The sequence below is a fragment of the Amycolatopsis regifaucium genome (assembly GCF_001613935.1).
In the GTDB taxonomy this organism is placed as follows: Bacteria; Actinomycetota; Actinomycetes; order Mycobacteriales; family Pseudonocardiaceae; genus Amycolatopsis; species Amycolatopsis regifaucium.
Window position 1 is genome coordinate 158690 of the sequence record NZ_LQCI01000002.1, and the last position, 17684, is coordinate 176373.

Sequence of the window (17684 nt, forward strand, 5' to 3'; positions counted from 1 at the left end):
GGTCAGAACAGCGGCCACGGGATGGCGCGCCAATCGTCACCCGGCTCCGGGAAGACGCCCTCCGCCAGCAGCAAGTCGGCCCGTTCGGCCAAGGCGCGGATCTCGAAGCCGGTGAGGTGCTCGCTCAGCGCCTCGCCGAGTTCGCCGTCGATCCGCTCACGCAGACCGCGCAGCTTGCCGATCTCGGTCTCGGTGAGCGGCTCACCGATCCAGCCCCACAACACCGTCCGCAGCTTCGGGTCGGTGTGCAGGCAGATGCCGTGATCCACCCCGTAAATCCGGCCGTCGGCGCCGGCGAGCACGTGCCCGCCCTTGCGATCGGTGTTGTTGACCACGATGTCGAGCACGGCCAGTTCCCGCATCCCCGGGCGGTCCGCGTGCGCGAGCACCGCGGGCTCACCGTCGCGATCATGCGCGTGCAGCACGACACGCCAGTCCTCCGGCAGGCTCTCCGGGGACCGGACGTCGACCAGTTCCTCTTCGGTGGTCTCGATCCACAGCTGCACCATGCCCGGCCCGAACGGCCCGTCACGCAGCACCGTCGGCGGGATCGCGCCCAGCCCGGCGGCTTCGGAGACCATGGCCGTCGCGACCTCGCGGCCCGCGAGCGTCCCGTCCGGGAAGTCCCACAGCGGCCGTTCACCCGACACCGGCTTGTACACGACGTTGCCGGTCACGCCGTCGAGTTCGATCTTGCAGAAGAGCGTGACGTTGGAGGCGTCGACCAGCCTGCCTTCGACGTCGATCTTGCCGCGCGTCACCAGCTCCCGCGAAGTCTCCGCCACCTGGTCAGTCCTCGATGACGTCGACGTCGCGCCGGTACCCGTTCTGCCGCGGGCAGATGTGCCCCGCCGGGTCGAGCGGCTCGGCGCACAGCGGGCACGGCTTACGGCCGGCGTTGACCACCCGGTCGGCGCGTTCGGCGAACGCCCGCGCCGCGCCAGGGCTCAGGAAGACGCGGACCGCGTCGGGCCCTTCTTCGGTGTCGTCCAGAACGACCGTTTCGTCCACCTCCCCCTCCGTCATCGCCAGCAGCTCGATGACGACGGCGCTGCTCTCGGCGTCCCAGCCGAGGCCCATCGTGCCGACGCGGAACTCCTCCTCGACCGGAACGGTCAAGGGGTCGACGTCGAGCAGCTCGTCCGGCGCGTCGTCCGGTACGTCCGCGCCGAACCGGCTGGCGACCTCTTCCAGCAGCGAACCGAGCCTTTCGGCCAAGACCACGACCTGCTGTTTTTCGATCGTCACACTGATCGTGCGGACGTCCTCGGACGCTTGGAGGTAGAAGGTGCGGTCGCCGGGCTCACCGACGGTTCCTGCGACGAACCGGTCGGGCTGGCGGAAGACGTGGATTACGCGAGACATGGCACCTTTGACCCTAGGCCACAGCCAGATGATCGGCACCCGCCGCCCCACCGTTCAGCCGTGGGCGAACGGCGCGACGGATCGCCAGGTCGTCGGTGTGCCCCGGGCCACGGCGGGCAAAGAGGCGATCCTAGTCTTCAACCGTGGTTGAGATCGCCCCTTACGGCACCTGGACATCTCCCCTGTCGGCCGCGGACGTCGCGGCCTCGGGAGTCAGCGCGCAATGGCTCGCGACGGTCGGCGACGAGGTCTGGTGGGCCGAACCGCGCACCGGCGACGGCGGCCGCGTCACCCTCGTGCGGGCACGCGCGGACGGCCCGATCGAAGACGTCCTTCCCGCTCCGTGGAACGCCCGGAACCGCGTGCACGAGTACGGCGGCCGTCCCTGGCTGGTGGACGGCGGCGTCCTCGTGTTCACGCACTGGGCGGATCAGCGGGTCCACCGCCGCGATCTCACCACCGGCGAGACCACTCCCCTCACCCCGGAACCCGCGTCCCGGCACGGGATCCGCTACAGCGACCTCCGGCCCGGCCGTCCCGGCGAAGTGTGGCTGGTCCGCGAACGCAGCACCGGTCCCCGGCGCGTCGACATCGCCAGGGACCTCGTCGCGCTCCCCCTCGACGGCGGCCCGGAGCGGGTCCTGTCCGCGAGCCATCACTTCCTCACCGCGCCGCAGCTGTCGCCCGACGGCGCGCGGGCGGCGTGGATCGGCTGGAACCATCCCGCGATGCCGTGGGACGGCACGGAACTGTGCGTCGCCGACGTCGGCGAGGACGGCACGTTCGGGCCCCATCGCGTGCTCGCCGGCGCGGCCGACGTCGCCGTCTGCCAGGTCGAATGGGAATCCGCCGACAGCCTGCTGGCCCTGCTGGATCCGGATGGCTGGTGGAATCTGCACCGCGTCGGACTCGACGGCGGCCTGGAGAATCTGGCGCCCGCCGAACAGGAGATCGGCGGCGCGATGTGGAAACTCGGCGCGCGCTGGTTCACCCCGCTCGGCGACGGCCGGTTCGCCGTCATCGCGTCGGGCAAGCTCGCCGTCCTCGACGAGGCGACGCGGGAGGTGACGCCGGTGGCTGCCGCCGCCGACCTGACCGCTTGGTCCACCAACGGCTTCGCCGTCCACGACGGCGGCGTCGTCGGCGTCGCGGCCGGGCCGGACCGTGAAGCCGCCGTGGTGAAGGTCGACCTCCGGGACGGCACGGTGACCGAACTCGCGTCGGCACCCGAACCCCCGTCGCCGGACTACCTGTCGAGGCCCGTGGAGCGGATCTTCAAGACCGGCGACGGCGACCGGGTCCCCGCCTTCGTCTACCTGCCCGCGAACGCCGACTTCGCCGCGCCGGACGGCGAACGCCCCCCGCTGCTGGTCTACCCGCACGGCGGACCGACCGGCCGTGACAGCGCGGTACTCGACTTCGAGATCGCCTACTTCACCAGCCGCGGCATCGCCGTCGTCACGGTGAACTACGGCGGCTCGACCGGTTACGGGCGCGCCTACCGCGAACGGCTTCGTGCACAGTGGGGCGTCGTCGACGTCGCGGATTGCGTCGCCGTCGCCGAAGCCCTCGCCGCCGAAGGCACCGTCGACGGTGACAGGCTGGCCATCCGCGGCGGCAGCGCGGGCGGGTACACCTCCGCCGCGTCGCTGACCACCACGACCACCTACCGCGCGGGCACCGTGATGTACCCGATCCTCGACCTCTACCAGTGGACCGGTGACGGCGGCGAGACACACGACTTCGAGTCCCGTTACCTCGACGGGCTGATCGGACCGCTACCGGAAACCGAGCAGCGCTACCGGGAACGCTCGCCCATCCACAACGCCGGCACCGTCGCCGGTCCGCTGCTGTTCCTGCAGGGCGTGGAGGACGAGATCTGCCCACCGGAGCAGGCGGACCGGTTCGTGGCCGGACTGGCGGGGCGGGGCATCGACCACGCCTACCTGAGGTTCGAGGGCGAGCAGCACGGTTTCCGGAAGGCGGAGACCATCGTGGCGGCGCTCGAAGCGGAGTTGTCGTTCTACGGCCAGGTCTTCGGCTTCGAAACCCCCGGCGTGCCGAAGCTCCGGCTGAGCCGGTGAGGCCGCCGAAGACGCGGCCGGGTGACACGATCGCCTTGGTCGCTCCCGCGGGACCGGTCCCGGCAGATCTCGTCGAAAAGGCGGTGCCGGTGCTGCGCGGCTGGGGCGTCGAGGTCAGCGTCGGTGAGTGCGTGCGCGCCGTCCGCGACGGCTATCTCTCCGCCTCCGACGAGGCGCGGGCCGCCGAGTTCACGCGGGCGTGGCTGGATCCGGGGGTGACCTGCGTTCTCGCCGCCCGCGGCGGCTACGGCTCCCAGCGAATGCTCGACCTGGTCGACTGGGCCGCGCTGCGGGCGGCCGGGCCGAAGATGTTCGCCGGATCCAGCGACGTGACCGCGCTGCACCGGGCGGTGAATGTCCACTTGGGACTGGAGACGCTGTTCTCCCCCTTGCCCGCGACCACCTTGTTCGACGCGGTGGCCGCCGAGCACCTGCGGCTGTCGTTGTTCGAACCGGACGAGGTGCGGACGATCGCCTCGCCGACGGCGTCGCCGCTGCTGCTGCCCGGCACCGCGACCGGCACGCTCATCGGCGGCAACCTCGCCCTGCTCACCTCGGGACTCGGCACTCCGGAGCAGGGTTCGGCGCGTGACGCGATCGTGCTCCTTGAGGACGTCACCGAACCGGCGTACCGGATCGACCGGATGGTGACCCAGCTGCTGCGGTCCGGCTGGCTCGACGGCGTCCAGGGCGTCGTACTGGGCTCATGGAAGGCGTGTGGCGATCCGGAAACGATCCGAGGTCTGATGCTCGACCGCTTGGGGCCGCTCGGCGTGCCGGTGGTGTGGGACTTCGGCTTCGGCCATGTCCCGGCATCGCCGACCATTCCCCTCGGTGCGCGGGCCACCCTCGACGCGGACCGGGGAACGCTGCGGATTTTGCCATAACAGCAACAGAACTGGCGGTTCCGGCGAGATCACGGGCATCGTTTCCGGCATGGATTCCACACGACAGTTCTGGGAAGACTTCTACGGGGACAAGGACCAGGTCTGGAGCGGGAAGGCGAACCCGCTGCTGGTGCGCGAAGTCGCCGATCTGGCGCCAGGCACCGCACTCGACCTCGGATGCGGCGAAGGCGGTGACGCGATCTGGCTCGCGCAGCGAGGATGGCGCGTCACCGCCGTCGACATTTCGGACACCGCGCTCAAGCGTGCCGCCGCACACGCGGCCGAAGCCGGTGTCGAAGGCATCACCTGGGAACGCCATGACCTTGCGGCGTCGTTCCCGGAGGGGCGTTTCGACCTCGTCTCGGCGCAGTTCTTCCACTCCCCCGTCGACGAGAACGGCGGCCGGGACAAGGCGCTCCGCCGTGCCGCCGAGGCCACCGCGCCGGGCGGCACACTGCTGGTCGCAGGCCACGCGGGCTGGCCGACGTGGATGGAAGACCCGCCGCACAAGGACGTCCACTTCCCGACCCCCGCCGAGGTACTCGAAGCGCTGGCGCTGGGCGACGGCGAATGGACCGTGGAGCTGCAGGATCTGATCACGCACGATCACCCGGGGCCGGAGGGGCAGCCGGGGACGCGTTCGGACAACGTGCTCCGGGTACGGCGTAGCGTCTAGGCATGCGGTTGTCCCCGGAGGAAGCCCGCGCCCGGTTCGAGGGCGAGCTGATCGCGAGGCTGGCGACGACGGGGACGGACGGCGTGCCTCACCTGGTGCCGGTGACGTTCGTCGTCGAAGGGGACTCGGTGGCGTTCGCGATCGATCACAAGCCGAAGAGCACGACAGCCCTGCGGCGGCTGAAGAACATCACAGAGAACCCCGTGGTCAGCTTCTTGACCGACCACTACGACGAGGACTGGGCCGGGCTGTGGTGGGCGCGGGCCGATGGGGTCGCCCGGGTGCTGACCGATCCCGGGGAGCAGGCGCTGCCGGTGCGGCTGCTGCGGGAGAAGTATCCGCAGTACGAGGCGCAGCCTGCTCCGCATGCAGTGGTGAGCACGCTCGTTCACACGTGGAGCGGCTGGCGGGCTTCCTGAGCTTTTGGTGTTGTTGCCGTTTTACGGCAACAACACCAGTGCCATGCCGTATAGGCCGTTATACACTTTGGTACTTTTAGTCACCTACGGCGGCCAGTGCACAGGTCGCGATTGGTGTGAGACCGGGCGACGGCCAGTACGTGATGGCCCCTCTTTCCCGGGCCCTTCCAGTATCAGGAGGAACGCGGCGCCTCGGCGGGCAGGAACTGCTCCACCGGCTTCCCCCGCCAGGCGGCGATGATCCCCAGCGGGTCCGGCCGCAGCAGCGAAGCGGCGGCGTAGACGCTCGCGGCGACGACGACGGCCATGAACCACCAGTCGTACAGCGCCTGCTCCCCTGTCGGGTAGTACACCAGCGTCACGAACACCGAGACCGCCACGACGACGGCGAGGTTCCGGCGGCGCCACTCGAAGGCGGACAGGACCACGAAACCCCAGGTCAGGTACCACGGCAGCGACGGCGGCGGGACAATCGCGCCGGCCAGCAGGACGATCGCCATCCGGTGGATCGCCGGGTTCCCGCCGTTGCGGGCGAGCCACCATTGGCGGCCGGCGAAGACGAACAGCCCGACCATCGCGATCGCCCGGAACACGGTGACGAACGGCGACACCTCGACGTCGATCACCAGGTTCACCAGCGAGTAGACGATCTCGCCGATCCCGGTCGGGAAGTTCATCCAGTTCGCGATCAGGGTCGGCGCCTTGAGGCCGGTGAGCCAGCCGAGGTTCACCGAGCCGAGCGAAATCCAGGTTCCGGCGACGAACACCGGCAAGAAGATCCCGACCGACGCGGCGCCGGCGCGGAAGAAGTTGACCACCTTCCGGTCACCGGGCAGGTGGTTCGCCCACACCCAGACCAGGAACGGCAGCGCCCAGGCGGCGGTCGGCTTGATCAGCATGCCGATGGTGACCAGGACGATCGCGAGGACGTGCTTGCGTTCCAGCGCGGCCAGTACGCCGATGGTGAGGAAGCCCAGCATCAGCAGGTCGTTGTGCGGACCGCCGACGAGGTGGATGACCGTCATCGGGCTGGCGATGGCGAGCCAGAGCGTGATCGGGAGCTTGCCGCCGAGATGCTTGACCAGCCGCGGCAGTGACCACAGCATGCCGATCAGGCCGATCATCAGCACGAGCCTGGTCGCGATGACGCCGGCGATCATGTCGTTGCCGGTGACCGAGACGATTCCCTTGGCGACCAGCAGGAACAGCGGGCCGTACGGCGCGGGCGTGGTCTGCCACAGCGGGTGCACGTTCTGCACGACATCCGGCAGCACGACCAGTTCGGCCGGGCCGTTGGCGTACGGGTCGAGGCCGTTCAGCAGCTGCGCGCCTTGCGCGAGGTAGGAGAAGACGTCGCGGGTGAACAGCGGCGGCGACACCAGCAGCGGCGCCATCCAGCAGGCCGCCGCGATCACGATCGGACGGCTGCCGATCCGGCCGGCGAGGGCGTAGCGGCCCAGCCGGACCCACGCCCAGATGATCAGCCCGAAGCCGAGGTAGAGCATCGCGTTGGCCAGGAGCCGGCCGTGGCCGTAACGGATCCACGACAAAGGTCCGTGGCCCAGGATCGGGTCACGGACGAGGATGCCGCCCGCGCCGAGCGCGGCCAGCATCAGCAGTGTGCTGCCCACGGTTCCCATCGCGATCGTGCGGTACGGGAAGCGGGAAGGCACCCGGAGCCGCTCGCCGAGCGAACCGGCCGAGGGCGTCTGCTGGGGGTCTGTCGTGGTCACCATTTCGAGATTGGAGGTTACACACCGCGCCTGTACGTGTGCGCGGCAATGGGTGTTTCCCGCGTCGGAGACGGGAATCCCGTCGCTCAGCGGTCCGCCGCCGCCCGCTGAGCGGTACCTCCCGGCAACGCGGCGAGCAGCGACTTCGTGTACTCGTGTTTCGGGTCCAGCAGGACCTCCTCCACGGTACCGACCTCCACCAATTCCCCGCGGTACATGACCGCGACCCGGTCGGCGATGTTCCACGCCAGCCCCAGGTCGTGCGTGATCACGAGTCCGGCGAGTCCCAGCTCACGCCGCAGGCGCAGCAGCAGCGCGAGGATCTCTCCCCGCACCGACGCGTCGAGCGACGCCACCGGTTCGTCGGCCACGACCACGCCGGGGTTCAGCGCGAGCGCGCCCGCGATGACCACGCGCTGCCGTTGCCCGCCGGACAACTCGTGCGGGAGCCGGTCGAGGAACTTCTCCGCCGGCCGCAGTTCGGCCGCTTCGAGGGCCTTGGTGACGATCTCGTGCTCGTCCGCGCTCAGGCCGTGGATGCGCGGGCCTTCCGCGACGGCCTCGTACACCGTGTGGTTCGGGTTCAGCGCGCTGGTCGGGTCCTGCAGGACCAGCTGGACCTGCCGCCGGTACGCCTTGAGCCCGGCGCCGCCGAGCGGGACGGGTTCGCCGTCGTAGCGCACCGCCCCGGAGTCGGGTTTCTGCAGCCCGAGCAGTGTCCGGGCCAGCGTCGTCTTGCCGGAGCCGGACTGGCCGACCAGCGCGACGATCTCGTCCTTCCGCACCTGGAGACTCACTCCGGCCACGGCGTTGATCCGCTTGCCGGTGCGGTCGCGGAAGCTGACGCGCAGGTCTTCGGCCTCCAGCAGCGCGGGCTGGTCGGCGACGCGTTCCGGTTCCGGTGGCAGTGGCGTGCTGGTGGCGGGCGCGAACCGGGATGCCGGATCGCCGACGGTCGGGAACGCGGCCGCCAGCGCCTTGCTGTGTTCGTGCCGTGGCGCGGTCATCAATTCCGCGCTCGGCCGTTCTTCCACGATCTCGCCGTCGTACATCACCGCGATCCGGCGGCAGGTCGCGGCGAGCACCGACAGGTCGTGACTGATCATGATCAGCCCGATCCCCTGGTCCGCGACCAGCCTGCCGAGCAGGGCGAGCACCTGAGCCTGGACGACGACGTCGAGTGCGGTGGTCGGCTCGTCGGCGATGATCAGCCGCGGTGAGCAGGCCAGCGCCATCGCGATCATGACGCGCTGCTTCTGACCGCCGGACAGCTCGTGCGGGTACGCCCCCGCGCGGCCGGGCGGCAGGTCGACCTGTTCGAGCAGTTCGGCCACCTTGGCCTGGACCTCGGCGTCCGAGGGCGCCTTGCCGCCGGGCGGGTGCAGGCGGATCGGCTCGGCGATCTGCTCGCCGATCTTGCGGACCGGGTTGAGCGCGTGCATCGCGCCCTGGAACACGACCGAGGCTTCGGCCCAGCGCACCGCGCGCAGCCTGCCCCATTTCATGGCCGTGACGTCTTCGCCGTCCAGCAGGATCTCTCCGCTGATCTTCGCCGACCGCGGCAGCAGCCGCAGCACGCTCATCGCGACGGTCGACTTCCCCGAGCCCGACTCCCCCGCCACCCCGAGGGTGTCGCCGGGTTCGAGCACCAGGTCGACGCCCCGGACGGCGGCGACCTCGCCGCTGCCGGTCGTGTAGGTGACACCGAGGTTCTTCAGTTCCAGCAAGGGGCTCATGAGTGCTGTCCCTTCAGGCGCGGGTTCAGCACGGTCTCCAGCGCGCGTCCGACGAGGGTGAAGGCGAGGACGACCACGACGATCGCGATACCCGGCGGCAACAGGTTCCACCAGGCGCCCTTGCTGATCGCGCCGTTGTTCAGCGCGGCCTGCAACATGGCGCCCCACGAGATGCTGTTCGGGTTGCCGACGCCGAGGAAGGCCAGCGTCGCGTCCGCGATGACCGCGTTGCCGACGACGAGGGTGGTGTTGGCCAGCACGAGCGGCATGACGCCCGGCAGGACGTGTTTGCCGACGATGTGCAGATGGCCGCCGCCGAGCGCCTTCGCGCGCTCGATGTACGGACGACCTTCGATCGTCAGGGTTTGGGCCCTGACCAGCCGCGCGGTGCTCGGCCACGCGGTGACGCCGATCGCGACGATCACCGTCGCCGTGCCCTGCTCCAGCACCGAGGCCAGCGCCACGGCGAGGACGAGCGACGGCAGCACCAGGAAGAAGTCCGTGAACCGCAGCAGCAGCCCGGACAGCCAGCCGCCGAAATGCGCGGCCGCGATCCCGACGACGGTGCCGATCAGTACCGAGAGGAACGCGGCCGAGAAGCCGACGAGCAACGAGATCCGCGCGCCCCAGAACGTCATGAGCAGCACCGAGCGGCCGTCGATTTCGGTACCGAGCCAGTACTCCCCGCTCGGCGGCTGCAGTGAACCGCCGGTGGCCTTGGTGACGTCGAGGCCGGACTCGTCCGAGATCACCGGCGCCAGGATGGCCAGCACCGTGATGCTCGCGAGGAACGCGAGGCCGAAGACGCCGGCCTTGTTGGTGGTGAACTCGTGCCAGTGCTTCGCCACGGCCGCGCGGCGGCGGCGCCAGACGATCGAACCGGGTTTTTCCGCTGTCGTCATGCCGTCCGCACCCTGGGGTCGAGCACGCGGTAGAGCAATTCCGCGAGCAGGTTCATCAGCACCACCGCGCCGGCGAGCGTGACGAAGACGCCTTGCAGCACAGGCAGATCAGGACCGCGAAGCGCTTCGTAGAGCAGCTGCCCGAGACCCGGCCAGCTGAACACTGCCTCGACCGAGACCGCCCCGGAGACCACCATGCCGAACTGCATGAAGACCAGCGTCACCGTCGGGAGCAGGGCGTTGGGAACCGCGTGCCGTTTGCGCACGAGGTCGTCCCGCAATCCCTTGGCCCGCGCGGTGGTGAGGTAGTCGGAATTCATCTCACCGATCAACGACGAGCGCATGACCAGCATGTACTGGGCGTAGAACACCACCAGCAGGGTCACGCACGGCAGCACCAGGTGGTGGAGGACGTCGAGTCCTTCGCTGAAGAAGCCGGGCTCGACGTCCGGGGAATGCATGCCCCGGCTGGGAAAGAGGCCGTTCGTCGCGACGAGCAGCATGAGCCCGAGCCAGAACTGCGGGACCGACCACAGGGTCAGCGCGAGTCCTGTTTGGACCTTGTCGAACCTGCTCCCCCGGCGCCAGCCCGCGCGGATGCCGAGCCACAGGCCGAGCGCGATCGCGAGCACGGTCGCACTGCCGACGAGCAGGATGGTCGGCCACAACCGCTCGCCGATCATGTCGATCACCGGACGCTTCAGCAGATAGGAATCGCCCATGGTGCCTTGGCACAAGCCCACGACGTAGTCCCAGAACTGTCGCAGCAGTGGCTTGTCCACGCCCATCTGCTCCCGCAGCTCCGCCATCCGCACCGGGTCCGTCGGCCGGTCGCGGACCATGAACCGGACGGGATCGCCGGGCAGCGTCCGGAACAGGAAGAAGCCGAGGACGACGACGAGCGCGAGGCTCGCCAGCGCGCCGCCGATCTTGGTGAGGACGAACCGCGTGGTGCCGGTCCCGCCTCGGTGCTCGTCGGGGTCGACGAGCACCGAGGTCTGGTCGAGAGAACTGAGTGCCTCGCTCAACGCTGTCCTTTACTCCCGGTCTTCGGCGGACTTGCCGCGCCGTCCGAGCAGCACACCGCCGCCGACGAGCACCACGAGCACGACCGCGCCGATGCCGATCCACAGTCCGGTGTTGCTTCCGCCGTCGTCGGAGTTCGCCGCGGCCGCGTCGGCAGGCGTGGCGCCGTAGACGCCCCAGTAGCCGGACTGCTCGAGGATCGCGCCATCGGGCTGCGGCTGCTTGGTGAACGAGCTGAACTTGTCCGAGCGGTAGGCCTCGAGCACGTTGTCGTAGTCCAGGACGACGTCGACGTACTGGTTCGCCAGGACGGCCTGGGCCTGCTTGACGATTTCGGCGCGCTTGGCCGGGTCGAACTCGGTCAGCTGCTTCTTGTACAGCTCTTCGAACTGCGGGTCGCAGAAGAAGGTGGCCGAGGTCCCGCCGTTGCCCTGGGCGTTCGGGCGGGCGGCGCAGGTGTTGAGCGAGAGCGCGTAATCCGGGTCGGGTGAGGTGCCGTAACCGGAGATGGCGAGGTCGTAGTTGCCCGCGGTGGTGCGGTCGTCGAGTTCGTCGTCGGAGACGAGTTCCTGCTTGACGCCGATGCCGACGTCCTTGAGCCAGCCGGTCACGAACTGGGCGGTGCGCTGGTCGAACGGGCGGTTCGCGTGGCCGGCGAGGCGGAACTCCAGCTTCGCGCCGCCGGGGGCGACCCGGATACCGTCGGGCCCCTTGGCGAAGCCCGCCTGGTCGAGCGTGGCGTTCGCCGCGGCGATGTCGAACTTGGTCTTCTCCGTGTCGGACGGTGTCCAGGTGTAGGCCTTGTAGATGGCGGGCACGACGCCGGTTCCGGGCTGGCCGTAGCCGCTCATCACCTTCTGGACGATGGACTCGGTGTCGATGGCCTGCGCGATCGCCTTGCGGACGCGGATGTCCTTCAGCAGCGGGTTGCCGTCACCGATCGGCTGGTCGGCGACGTTCTTCACGCCGAAGTTGATGATGAGCTCGTTGTACCGGCGGCCAGGCGCCTTGTTGGTGGTGATGTTCTTTTCGCCCTTGAGCGCGTCGAACTGCGTCGGCGTGAGCCGGTTGATGACGTCGACCTCGCCCTGCTTGAGCGCGTTCACCGCCGCCTCGGCGTCCTTGAACTGCAGCAGCTGCAGTTCGTCGACCTTGGGCGCGCCACGCCAGTAGTCCTTGTTCGCCTTGAACTTCACGAACTCGTTCTTCTTGTACTCGGTCAGCAGGTACGGGCCGCTGCCGACGCCGACGACGGCCATCTCGTCGGTCGAGGGGGCGTTGAGGTCCTTGATCGGCTCCCAGATGTGCTTGGGCACGATCGGGACGTCGAGCGCGGTCATGCTCGCCTGCGGCGTCTTCGTCTTGATGACGAGCGTCTTGTCGTCCGGCGCCGACACCGACGCGAAGTTCGTGACGTAGCTGCCGTTCGCGGTGCGGGCGTTCTCGTCGTCGAGCATTCGCTGGAAGGTGTACGCGGGGTCCTGCGCGGTCACCGGCTTGCCGTCGGACCACTTCATCCCCTGGCGGATGGCGAAGGTCCAGGTGAGCTTGTCGTCGGAGGTCTTCCACGACTCCGCGACCCCGCCCGTGGGCTGGGTGTCCTCGGCCGAAGGCAGGGTCAGGAACTCGTAGTTGAACCGGCCGACCTGCGTCGCCGCCGACAGCGTGGCGGTGAAGGGGTTCAGGTGGTCGATGCCGGTCGTGAGCGCCACCCGCAGCACCTTGCCCTGCTGCTGCGCCATCGCGACCGGCGCGAAAGGCACCGTCGCGACCGCCGACGCGGCGAGGACCGCCACCACGCGGAGACCGCGCCGTCGTCTGGGAAAACGCTCTGTGCGCACGAAGACCACCCCATCGAAATTCGCTGTGTGCCAACCCCCGAGGCGGAAAAGTAACCACATGTCGCGGTAACCGCGCAATGACTCGCCAATACCGATCGTGCACGGTGGACGTCATCGCGTGGTCGACAGCTACTTTGCGTGTGAGCAAAGTAGCTTTGAGTCACTGATTCGGCGCGTGAAGTGGGAACACGTGCGGTGTCCTGGGCATTCAAGGGAAGCGTGCTTGCAAAAGGCTTGCGCCCGATGATGCTCAATCGATACGTGGCGACCAAGTGGGAGCAAAGCGTTTCGTCCTCTGATCGCGGTCCTTGCACGCGCAAGTACCGCACTCAGAGGACGAAACGCGACGGGGCGAAAGGTTCAGCCGACGGAGACCTCACGCCGGCGCGCGCTGGCGGCGGCCGCGTACAGCCACGCGAACAGCGCCCACATCCCGGCGAAGATCAGTCCGACGACGGCGTAGGCGACCGTCCACAACACAGCGGGGGTCTCGGACTTCCGTTCCCGCTGGAGGAACTCGATCTCGGACATGAACGGGCGCGAGCCGGACGCCGCGTCGATCGCCGGCGCGTTCGCGGCCGGGTCGGCGGGCGCGTAGATCGGGGCGAGTCCCATCACCCGGTTCGGCACATGTACGCGGATCCCGGTCTTCCACTGGCCTAACACCGGCAGCGGCTGCGCCGTGCGGTACACACCCTCGCCGATCTTCTCCAGCGGCGCCGTGAAGAAGTCGCCGCCCTGCCAAGCGAAGCCGTTCAGCCAGACGGAGTCGTCGGCCAGGTCGGGCCGGGAGATCGTGACGGTCGCGTCGACCCATCGGGGCGTCCCGCCACCGTGCGGATTCGAGATCGGCAACCCGGTGGCGGCCTCGGTCAGCCGGACGTCCGCGGTGAACCCCGCTTCCGGATCCGCCGGAACAGCGACTGACGACATCAGGACGACCGCGCCCAGCGCGCCGACGAGCCCGATCGAGTGCCGGGGGCCGGTCGTGGGCACCTGGGTCGCCGTCTCCTCGACCCGCTGGTACTGCCAGACACCGATGAACGCACCCGCGAGTGCGGCACCGGTCCCGAACAGGACGAACAACGGCAGATGGGCCGTCGGCCACGGATTCGGCATCAGCCACTGGGTGAACGCCGCCTCGGCGAGGATCCCGGCCGTGCCCACGAGCAGACCGGCGACAGCGGCGAACGAGTACCCCTGCCGTCCGCGCATCACCAGGGCGACGACCTCGATGATCAGCGCTTCGGCGACGTACGGCAGCAGCGACGCCACGTGCAGGTCGGCGAACAGCGGGATGACGGTGAAGGAAGCCCGCGAGGCGAGGAAGACCGCGACCACGATCAGCGCACCGCCGGGGCCCCACGAAAGCCGTCCGTAGGTCAGCGTCCAGGCGCCGATCAGGCCGACGAGCACGACCTGCGACAACATCGGGAACTGCGGCACGCCGAGGTCGAACTCCATCAGGAACGCCGACGCGCCCATCATCCAGGCACCGGCGAGGACCGGTCCGAGCAGGCGCACGATCGGTCCGGTCGCGCCGACCTGGCGCGCCTCGCCGAGCAGCAGCTGCAGACCGAGGACGACACAGACGCCGCCGCCGATCATCAGTACGTGCGTGGGTCCCCATTCGGTGACGTCCTGGCCGAACAGGCGGTGCCAGACGTCGTCGAGCGGGAAACCCGCGATGCCGACCAGACCGGTAGCCATCATCTGGATGGAGCCCATCGGGGCGCGCCAGTGGGGGCCGATGCGGAAAGTCCGCTTCGGCAGATCCCTCGTCGCCAGGGTGGCGCTGAGCACGCCGCTGGCGAAGATGCCCATCAGTCCGAAGTAGATCGGATAATGCGACGGATTCGCGAGCGGGCCTTCGTCGCGGCCGAGTTCCATGTGGATCGGCACGTCCCAGTAGACGCCGATCAGCGCCGACATCCCGGAGAGGAACGCGACGACCATCGGCAGCGCGGCCCAGCGCGGCAGCCCACTGAAGTCACCCATCCAGTCGGCGACACGACCGGCGACGGTCCGCTTCCCCGCGCGCTCGCGGAGGACGAAAACAGCCAGAGGCAGGAAGACCGCGGTGAACATCAGGCCCGCGATGACGATCTGCCCGAATTGCGCGCCGCCGGCAGGCGGGCTCTCCTGAGCCATGAACACCGTGCTCGCCTTCCTGCTAACCTAAGTAACTGTTACCTTGGGGTAACACGATAGGGGCAAGGTCCCGGACAGGCAAGCCGGGGCGTACGACTTGGAGGGACCTCGATGCGGAGGATCGGCGGGATCGCCGTGGCCGTACTGCTGGCCGTGACGGGCTGTTCGGGATCGACCGGTTCCGAGCCGGCCAACACCACCGGCACGCGGACGGTGAAGTTCTCGATCACCGAGGGCAAACGCACTGCGGGCCCGGAAGAGGTCGCGGTGCGCACCGGCGAGAACGTCGCACTGGAGGTCACCTCCGACCGGGCGGACGAACTGCACGTTCACGGCTACGACAAGGCCGCCCAGCTCTCCCCCGGAGTTCCGGGGACCGTCGCCTTCACCGCGAACATCGACGGGATCTTCGAGGTGGAACTGCACAAGAGCGGCGCGGCGGTGACCAGGCTCCGGGTGGGCGGATGAGCCTGGCGCACGGTCTCGGCGGCCGGTCCGATCTGCCGGTCCCGCTGTGGCTCGCGCTCTACGCGGGGGCGGCGGCCGTCGTGGTGTCCTTCTTCGCGCTCACTGTGCTCTGGAAGGAGCCCAGACTTCGCGGCGCCGACGCCGGCCGCGCACTTCCCCTTCGCCTGCAACGGTTCATCGACAGCGCGTTCCTCCGGGTAACGTCGCGAGTGCTCGGCGTGGTGTTGTTCGGAGGCTTCCTCGCGATGGCGTGGACCGGTCCCGCCGGGTCGGCCGACAACCCCGCTCCGGCCTGGTTCTACGTCTGGTTCTGGGTCGGCCTGGTGCCGCTTTCGCTGGTGTTCGGCCCGGTCTGGCGACGTCTCAATCCACTGAGGACGATCGCGTCGCTGATTCCCCTCCGACGTCGCGAACTTCCGCCCAGGTGGGGCTATCTGCCCGCGATCGTCGGCCTCCTGGCGTTTCTTTGGCTGGAGCTGGTCTATCCCCACTCCGACTCACCGCGCGCGATCGCCCTGTTCGCCACCGTGTATGCCGTTATACATATCGCGTTCGGCGTGGTTTTCGGTCCGCGTTGGTTCGACCGTGGCGACGCTTTCGAGATCTACGCGAGCCTGATCGCGGGTCTCTCCCCGTTCGGCAGGCGAGCCGACGGGCGGCTCGTGCTCCGGAATCCGCTGGACGGGTTGCTCGCCCTCTCCCCCGCGCCGTGGCTTACCGCCCTGGTCCTCGTGGTGCTGGGCTCGACGGCGTTCGACGGCCTGACCCGGCTTCCGTTCTGGACGTCGCTGGACGCCGGCGTTCTCGGAGGAACCGCCGGACTCGCGGCTTGTATCGCACTCACTTACGGCGCGTACGCGGGCGCCATCAGCCTGACCAGGCCCTATCTGCGGCGCGGATTCGACCCGTATCCCGCGTTCGCGCCGTCACTCATCCCGATCATGGTCGGGTACACGGTCGCGCATTACTTCTCGTTCGCGGTGTTCTCCGGGCAGCAGGGCTTCGGGCGCGCGATCGATTACACGGTCGTCTCGACCGGCGTGATCGCGCTGGTGCAGATCGCCGGAATCGTCGCCGGGCACGTGCTGGCCGTAACCTCGGCACATGATCGTTCCGTCGGCGTGCTGCGCGCGAACTACGTCAAGGTGGGCCAATATCCCATGCTGGCGCTGATGATCGGCTACACCGCACTCGGGATCGCGCTGGTCTCCGGCTCATGACCATCGCGGCGCGGGTGATGATGATGCACCAGGGCGGCTGGGACGAAATCCTCATCTTCGTCGGCCCCGTGGTGATCATCGGACTGCTCATCTACGTCGCCCGCAAGCAGGTCCCGACGACTCCCGAGGAGGACGACGAATAAGCGGTCAGTCGAGGCAGAACTCGTTGCCTTCGATGTCCTGCATCACGATGCAGGACTCGTTGACGCCGTCCGCGAGCATCACCCGCTGACATACCGCGCCGAGCGCGACCAGCCGGTCACGTTCGGCCTCTAGCGCGGCGAGGCGCTCGTCACCCACGAGGCCGGTGCCCGCCCGCACGCAGAGATGCACCCGGTTCTTGACGACCTTGCCTTCGGGTACGCGCTGGAAGTACAGCCGCGGGCCCACCCCGGTGGGGTCACTGCAGACGAACGACTTGCCCTGTTCCTCAGGCGGCAGGGTGCGCTCGAACTCGTCCCAGGTGGCGAACCCCTCCGGGGGCGGCGGCACGACGTAACCCAAGATCTCGCACCAGAAACGCGCGACCCGTTCGGGTTCCGCGCAGTCGAAGGTGACCTGAAAATGTTTTGCCGACGCCATTCGGCCCACCTTAACGGCGCGCGTACTAGGCCTTGAGCAGCAGGGTCCCGGCGAGCTCGGTGACCTCGTCGCGGCTGCGGCCACCGTGATCGGCGGCCATGAAATGCTTGCCGACGAGCAGCGAGAACGCCAGCAGGCAGCGGGCTTCGACTTCGTCCTCGTCGGCGAAGATCTCGCGCATCATTGAACGCAGGTAGTCCATCCGCTGGTTGTCGACCCGCCTGAGCCGTTCGGCCACGTCGGGATCACGGCGGGACCAGTCGCGGATCGCGAGGTCGACCGCCAGGACGCGCTCGGTGATGAGCATGCCCGCCCGCCGGATCTTCGCCCTGGCGTCGCCGCCTTCGCGCTCGACGCTCACGATCAGCTCGCCGGTGCTCGTCCGTTCCCAGGTGGCCAGCATTTCCTCGATCAGCGCGCCGCGGTCGGCGAAATGCCCGTAGAAGCCGCCTTTGGTGACCCCCAGCGTCTTCGCGAGCGCCTCGACGCGGACGGCGCCAGGGCCTCCGGCGGCCAGCGCCCGCAGCCCCGCGTCGATCCACGCTTGCGGCGGTGTCCGGGTCTCTGCGGCCATGCGACCACCGTATCCCCCGT

General features: G+C 69.0%; 17 protein-coding genes. 7 read left to right on the forward strand and 10 right to left on the reverse strand.

Going from position 1 to position 17684, the window contains the following annotated elements:
* Positions 1-2: 2 nt before the first annotated feature.
* Together AVL48_RS01750 and AVL48_RS01755 are read right to left on the reverse strand one after the other, a co-directional pair.
* Positions 3-785, reverse strand: a complete 783-nt coding sequence (locus AVL48_RS01750) for an SCO1664 family protein (RefSeq protein ID WP_082857511.1) — start codon at positions 783-785, stop codon at positions 3-5.
* Between the two features lie 4 nt (positions 786-789).
* Entirely contained in the window at positions 790-1365 is a 576-nt protein-coding gene (locus AVL48_RS01755; protein ID WP_061986433.1) for a DUF3090 domain-containing protein, read from the reverse strand.
* Positions 1366-1508: 143 nt separating this feature from the next.
* Here AVL48_RS01755 and AVL48_RS01760 point away from each other — a divergent pair, with 143 nt between their 5' ends.
* Genes AVL48_RS01760 through AVL48_RS01775 form a run of 4 tightly spaced genes read left to right on the forward strand, consistent with a single transcriptional unit; the run spans position 1509 to position 5431 of the window.
* Positions 1509-3449: a prolyl oligopeptidase family serine peptidase gene (locus AVL48_RS01760; RefSeq protein ID WP_061986436.1), complete on the forward strand. Its 1941-nt coding sequence runs from the start codon at positions 1509-1511 to the stop codon at positions 3447-3449.
* Positions 3446-4336, forward strand: coding sequence for a S66 peptidase family protein (locus tag AVL48_RS01765; protein WP_061986438.1), 891 nt, complete (start codon positions 3446-3448; stop codon positions 4334-4336). Before AVL48_RS01760 ends, AVL48_RS01765 begins: the two co-directional genes overlap by 4 nt.
* A gap of 49 nt (positions 4337-4385) precedes the next feature.
* Positions 4386-5012: a class I SAM-dependent methyltransferase gene (locus tag AVL48_RS01770; RefSeq protein ID WP_061986440.1), complete on the forward strand. Its 627-nt coding sequence runs from the start codon at positions 4386-4388 to the stop codon at positions 5010-5012.
* A 2-nt stretch (positions 5013-5014) separates the two neighbouring features.
* Entirely contained in the window at positions 5015-5431 is a 417-nt protein-coding gene (locus AVL48_RS01775; RefSeq protein WP_061986442.1) for a TIGR03668 family PPOX class F420-dependent oxidoreductase, read from the forward strand.
* Positions 5432-5604: 173 nt separating this feature from the next.
* Here the strand turns inward: AVL48_RS01775 and mptB are convergent, their stop codons facing one another.
* The 6 genes from mptB to AVL48_RS01805 all read right to left on the reverse strand — a co-directional run bounded on the left by mptB (position 5605) and on the right by AVL48_RS01805 (position 14820).
* A complete protein-coding gene (gene mptB / locus AVL48_RS01780) occupies positions 5605-7167 on the reverse strand; it encodes a polyprenol phosphomannose-dependent alpha 1,6 mannosyltransferase MptB (RefSeq protein ID WP_061986444.1) in 1563 nt (520 codons plus the stop codon).
* An 83-nt stretch (positions 7168-7250) separates the two neighbouring features.
* A complete protein-coding gene (gene nikE / locus AVL48_RS01785; RefSeq protein WP_061986446.1) occupies positions 7251-8900 on the reverse strand; it encodes a nickel ABC transporter ATP-binding protein NikE in 1650 nt (549 codons plus the stop codon).
* Complete coding sequence (locus tag AVL48_RS01790) at positions 8897-9802, reverse strand: ABC transporter permease (protein ID WP_061986448.1); 906 nt, start codon at positions 9800-9802, stop codon at positions 8897-8899. The genes nikE and AVL48_RS01790 overlap by 4 nt, the downstream gene beginning before the upstream one ends.
* The gene (locus tag AVL48_RS01795; protein ID WP_061986450.1) at positions 9799-10830 is read right to left on the reverse strand and encodes an ABC transporter permease; all 1032 of its coding nucleotides are present in this window, start codon (positions 10828-10830) and stop codon (positions 9799-9801) included. The genes AVL48_RS01790 and AVL48_RS01795 overlap by 4 nt, the downstream gene beginning before the upstream one ends.
* Positions 10831-10839: 9 nt before the next feature.
* The gene (locus AVL48_RS01800) at positions 10840-12627 is read right to left on the reverse strand and encodes an ABC transporter substrate-binding protein (protein ID WP_061986452.1); all 1788 of its coding nucleotides are present in this window, start codon (positions 12625-12627) and stop codon (positions 10840-10842) included.
* Positions 12628-13029: 402 nt separating this feature from the next.
* Positions 13030-14820 (reverse strand): hypothetical protein, encoded by a 1791-nt coding sequence (locus AVL48_RS01805; RefSeq protein WP_244162595.1) that lies wholly within the window; start codon positions 14818-14820, stop codon positions 13030-13032.
* Positions 14821-14931: 111 nt separating this feature from the next.
* Here AVL48_RS01805 and AVL48_RS01810 point away from each other — a divergent pair, with 111 nt between their 5' ends.
* From AVL48_RS01810 to AVL48_RS39430, 3 genes are read left to right on the forward strand one after another with little or no spacing between them, the layout of a single operon-like run.
* Positions 14932-15288, forward strand: coding sequence for a cupredoxin domain-containing protein (locus AVL48_RS01810; RefSeq protein ID WP_061986456.1), 357 nt, complete (start codon positions 14932-14934; stop codon positions 15286-15288).
* Positions 15285-16508, forward strand: a complete 1224-nt coding sequence (locus tag AVL48_RS01815; RefSeq protein ID WP_061986458.1) for a hypothetical protein — start codon at positions 15285-15287, stop codon at positions 16506-16508. Before AVL48_RS01810 ends, AVL48_RS01815 begins: the two co-directional genes overlap by 4 nt.
* Positions 16505-16651, forward strand: coding sequence for a hypothetical protein (locus tag AVL48_RS39430; protein ID WP_162835874.1), 147 nt, complete (start codon positions 16505-16507; stop codon positions 16649-16651). The genes AVL48_RS01815 and AVL48_RS39430 overlap by 4 nt, the downstream gene beginning before the upstream one ends.
* Before the next feature lie 4 nt (positions 16652-16655).
* Here the strand turns inward: AVL48_RS39430 and AVL48_RS01820 are convergent, their stop codons facing one another.
* Positions 16656-17090: a VOC family protein gene (locus tag AVL48_RS01820; protein WP_061986460.1), complete on the reverse strand. Its 435-nt coding sequence runs from the start codon at positions 17088-17090 to the stop codon at positions 16656-16658.
* A gap of 25 nt (positions 17091-17115) precedes the next feature.
* Positions 17116-17664 carry a TetR/AcrR family transcriptional regulator gene (locus AVL48_RS01825; protein ID WP_061986462.1) on the reverse strand — a complete coding sequence of 183 codons (549 nt, stop codon included), beginning with the start codon at positions 17662-17664 and terminating at the stop codon, positions 17116-17118.
* Positions 17665-17684 lie beyond the last annotated feature (20 nt).

What these genes read in the sequence shown, in the direction of transcription:
- AVL48_RS01825 (WP_061986462.1), bottom strand. Translation starts at nt 17,664, where the DNA reads ATGGCCGCAGAGACCCGGACACCGCCGCAAGCGTGGATCGACGCGGGG.
- AVL48_RS01805 (WP_244162595.1), bottom strand. Translation starts at nt 14,820, where the DNA reads ATGGCTCAGGAGAGCCCGCCTGCCGGCGGCGCGCAATTCGGGCAGATC.
- AVL48_RS01820 (WP_061986460.1), bottom strand. Translation starts at nt 17,090, where the DNA reads ATGGCGTCGGCAAAACATTTTCAGGTCACCTTCGACTGCGCGGAACCC.
- AVL48_RS39430 (WP_162835874.1), top strand. Translation starts at nt 16,505, where the DNA reads ATGACCATCGCGGCGCGGGTGATGATGATGCACCAGGGCGGCTGGGAC.
- AVL48_RS01790 (WP_061986448.1), bottom strand. Translation starts at nt 9,802, where the DNA reads ATGACGACAGCGGAAAAACCCGGTTCGATCGTCTGGCGCCGCCGCCGC.
- AVL48_RS01775 (WP_061986442.1), top strand. Translation starts at nt 5,015, where the DNA reads ATGCGGTTGTCCCCGGAGGAAGCCCGCGCCCGGTTCGAGGGCGAGCTG.
- nikE (WP_061986446.1), bottom strand. Translation starts at nt 8,900, where the DNA reads ATGAGCCCCTTGCTGGAACTGAAGAACCTCGGTGTCACCTACACGACC.
- AVL48_RS01770 (WP_061986440.1), top strand. Translation starts at nt 4,386, where the DNA reads ATGGATTCCACACGACAGTTCTGGGAAGACTTCTACGGGGACAAGGAC.
- AVL48_RS01810 (WP_061986456.1), top strand. Translation starts at nt 14,932, where the DNA reads ATGCGGAGGATCGGCGGGATCGCCGTGGCCGTACTGCTGGCCGTGACG.
- AVL48_RS01815 (WP_061986458.1), top strand. Translation starts at nt 15,285, where the DNA reads ATGAGCCTGGCGCACGGTCTCGGCGGCCGGTCCGATCTGCCGGTCCCG.
- mptB (WP_061986444.1), bottom strand. Translation starts at nt 7,167, where the DNA reads ATGGTGACCACGACAGACCCCCAGCAGACGCCCTCGGCCGGTTCGCTC.
- AVL48_RS01755 (WP_061986433.1), bottom strand. Translation starts at nt 1,365, where the DNA reads ATGTCTCGCGTAATCCACGTCTTCCGCCAGCCCGACCGGTTCGTCGCA.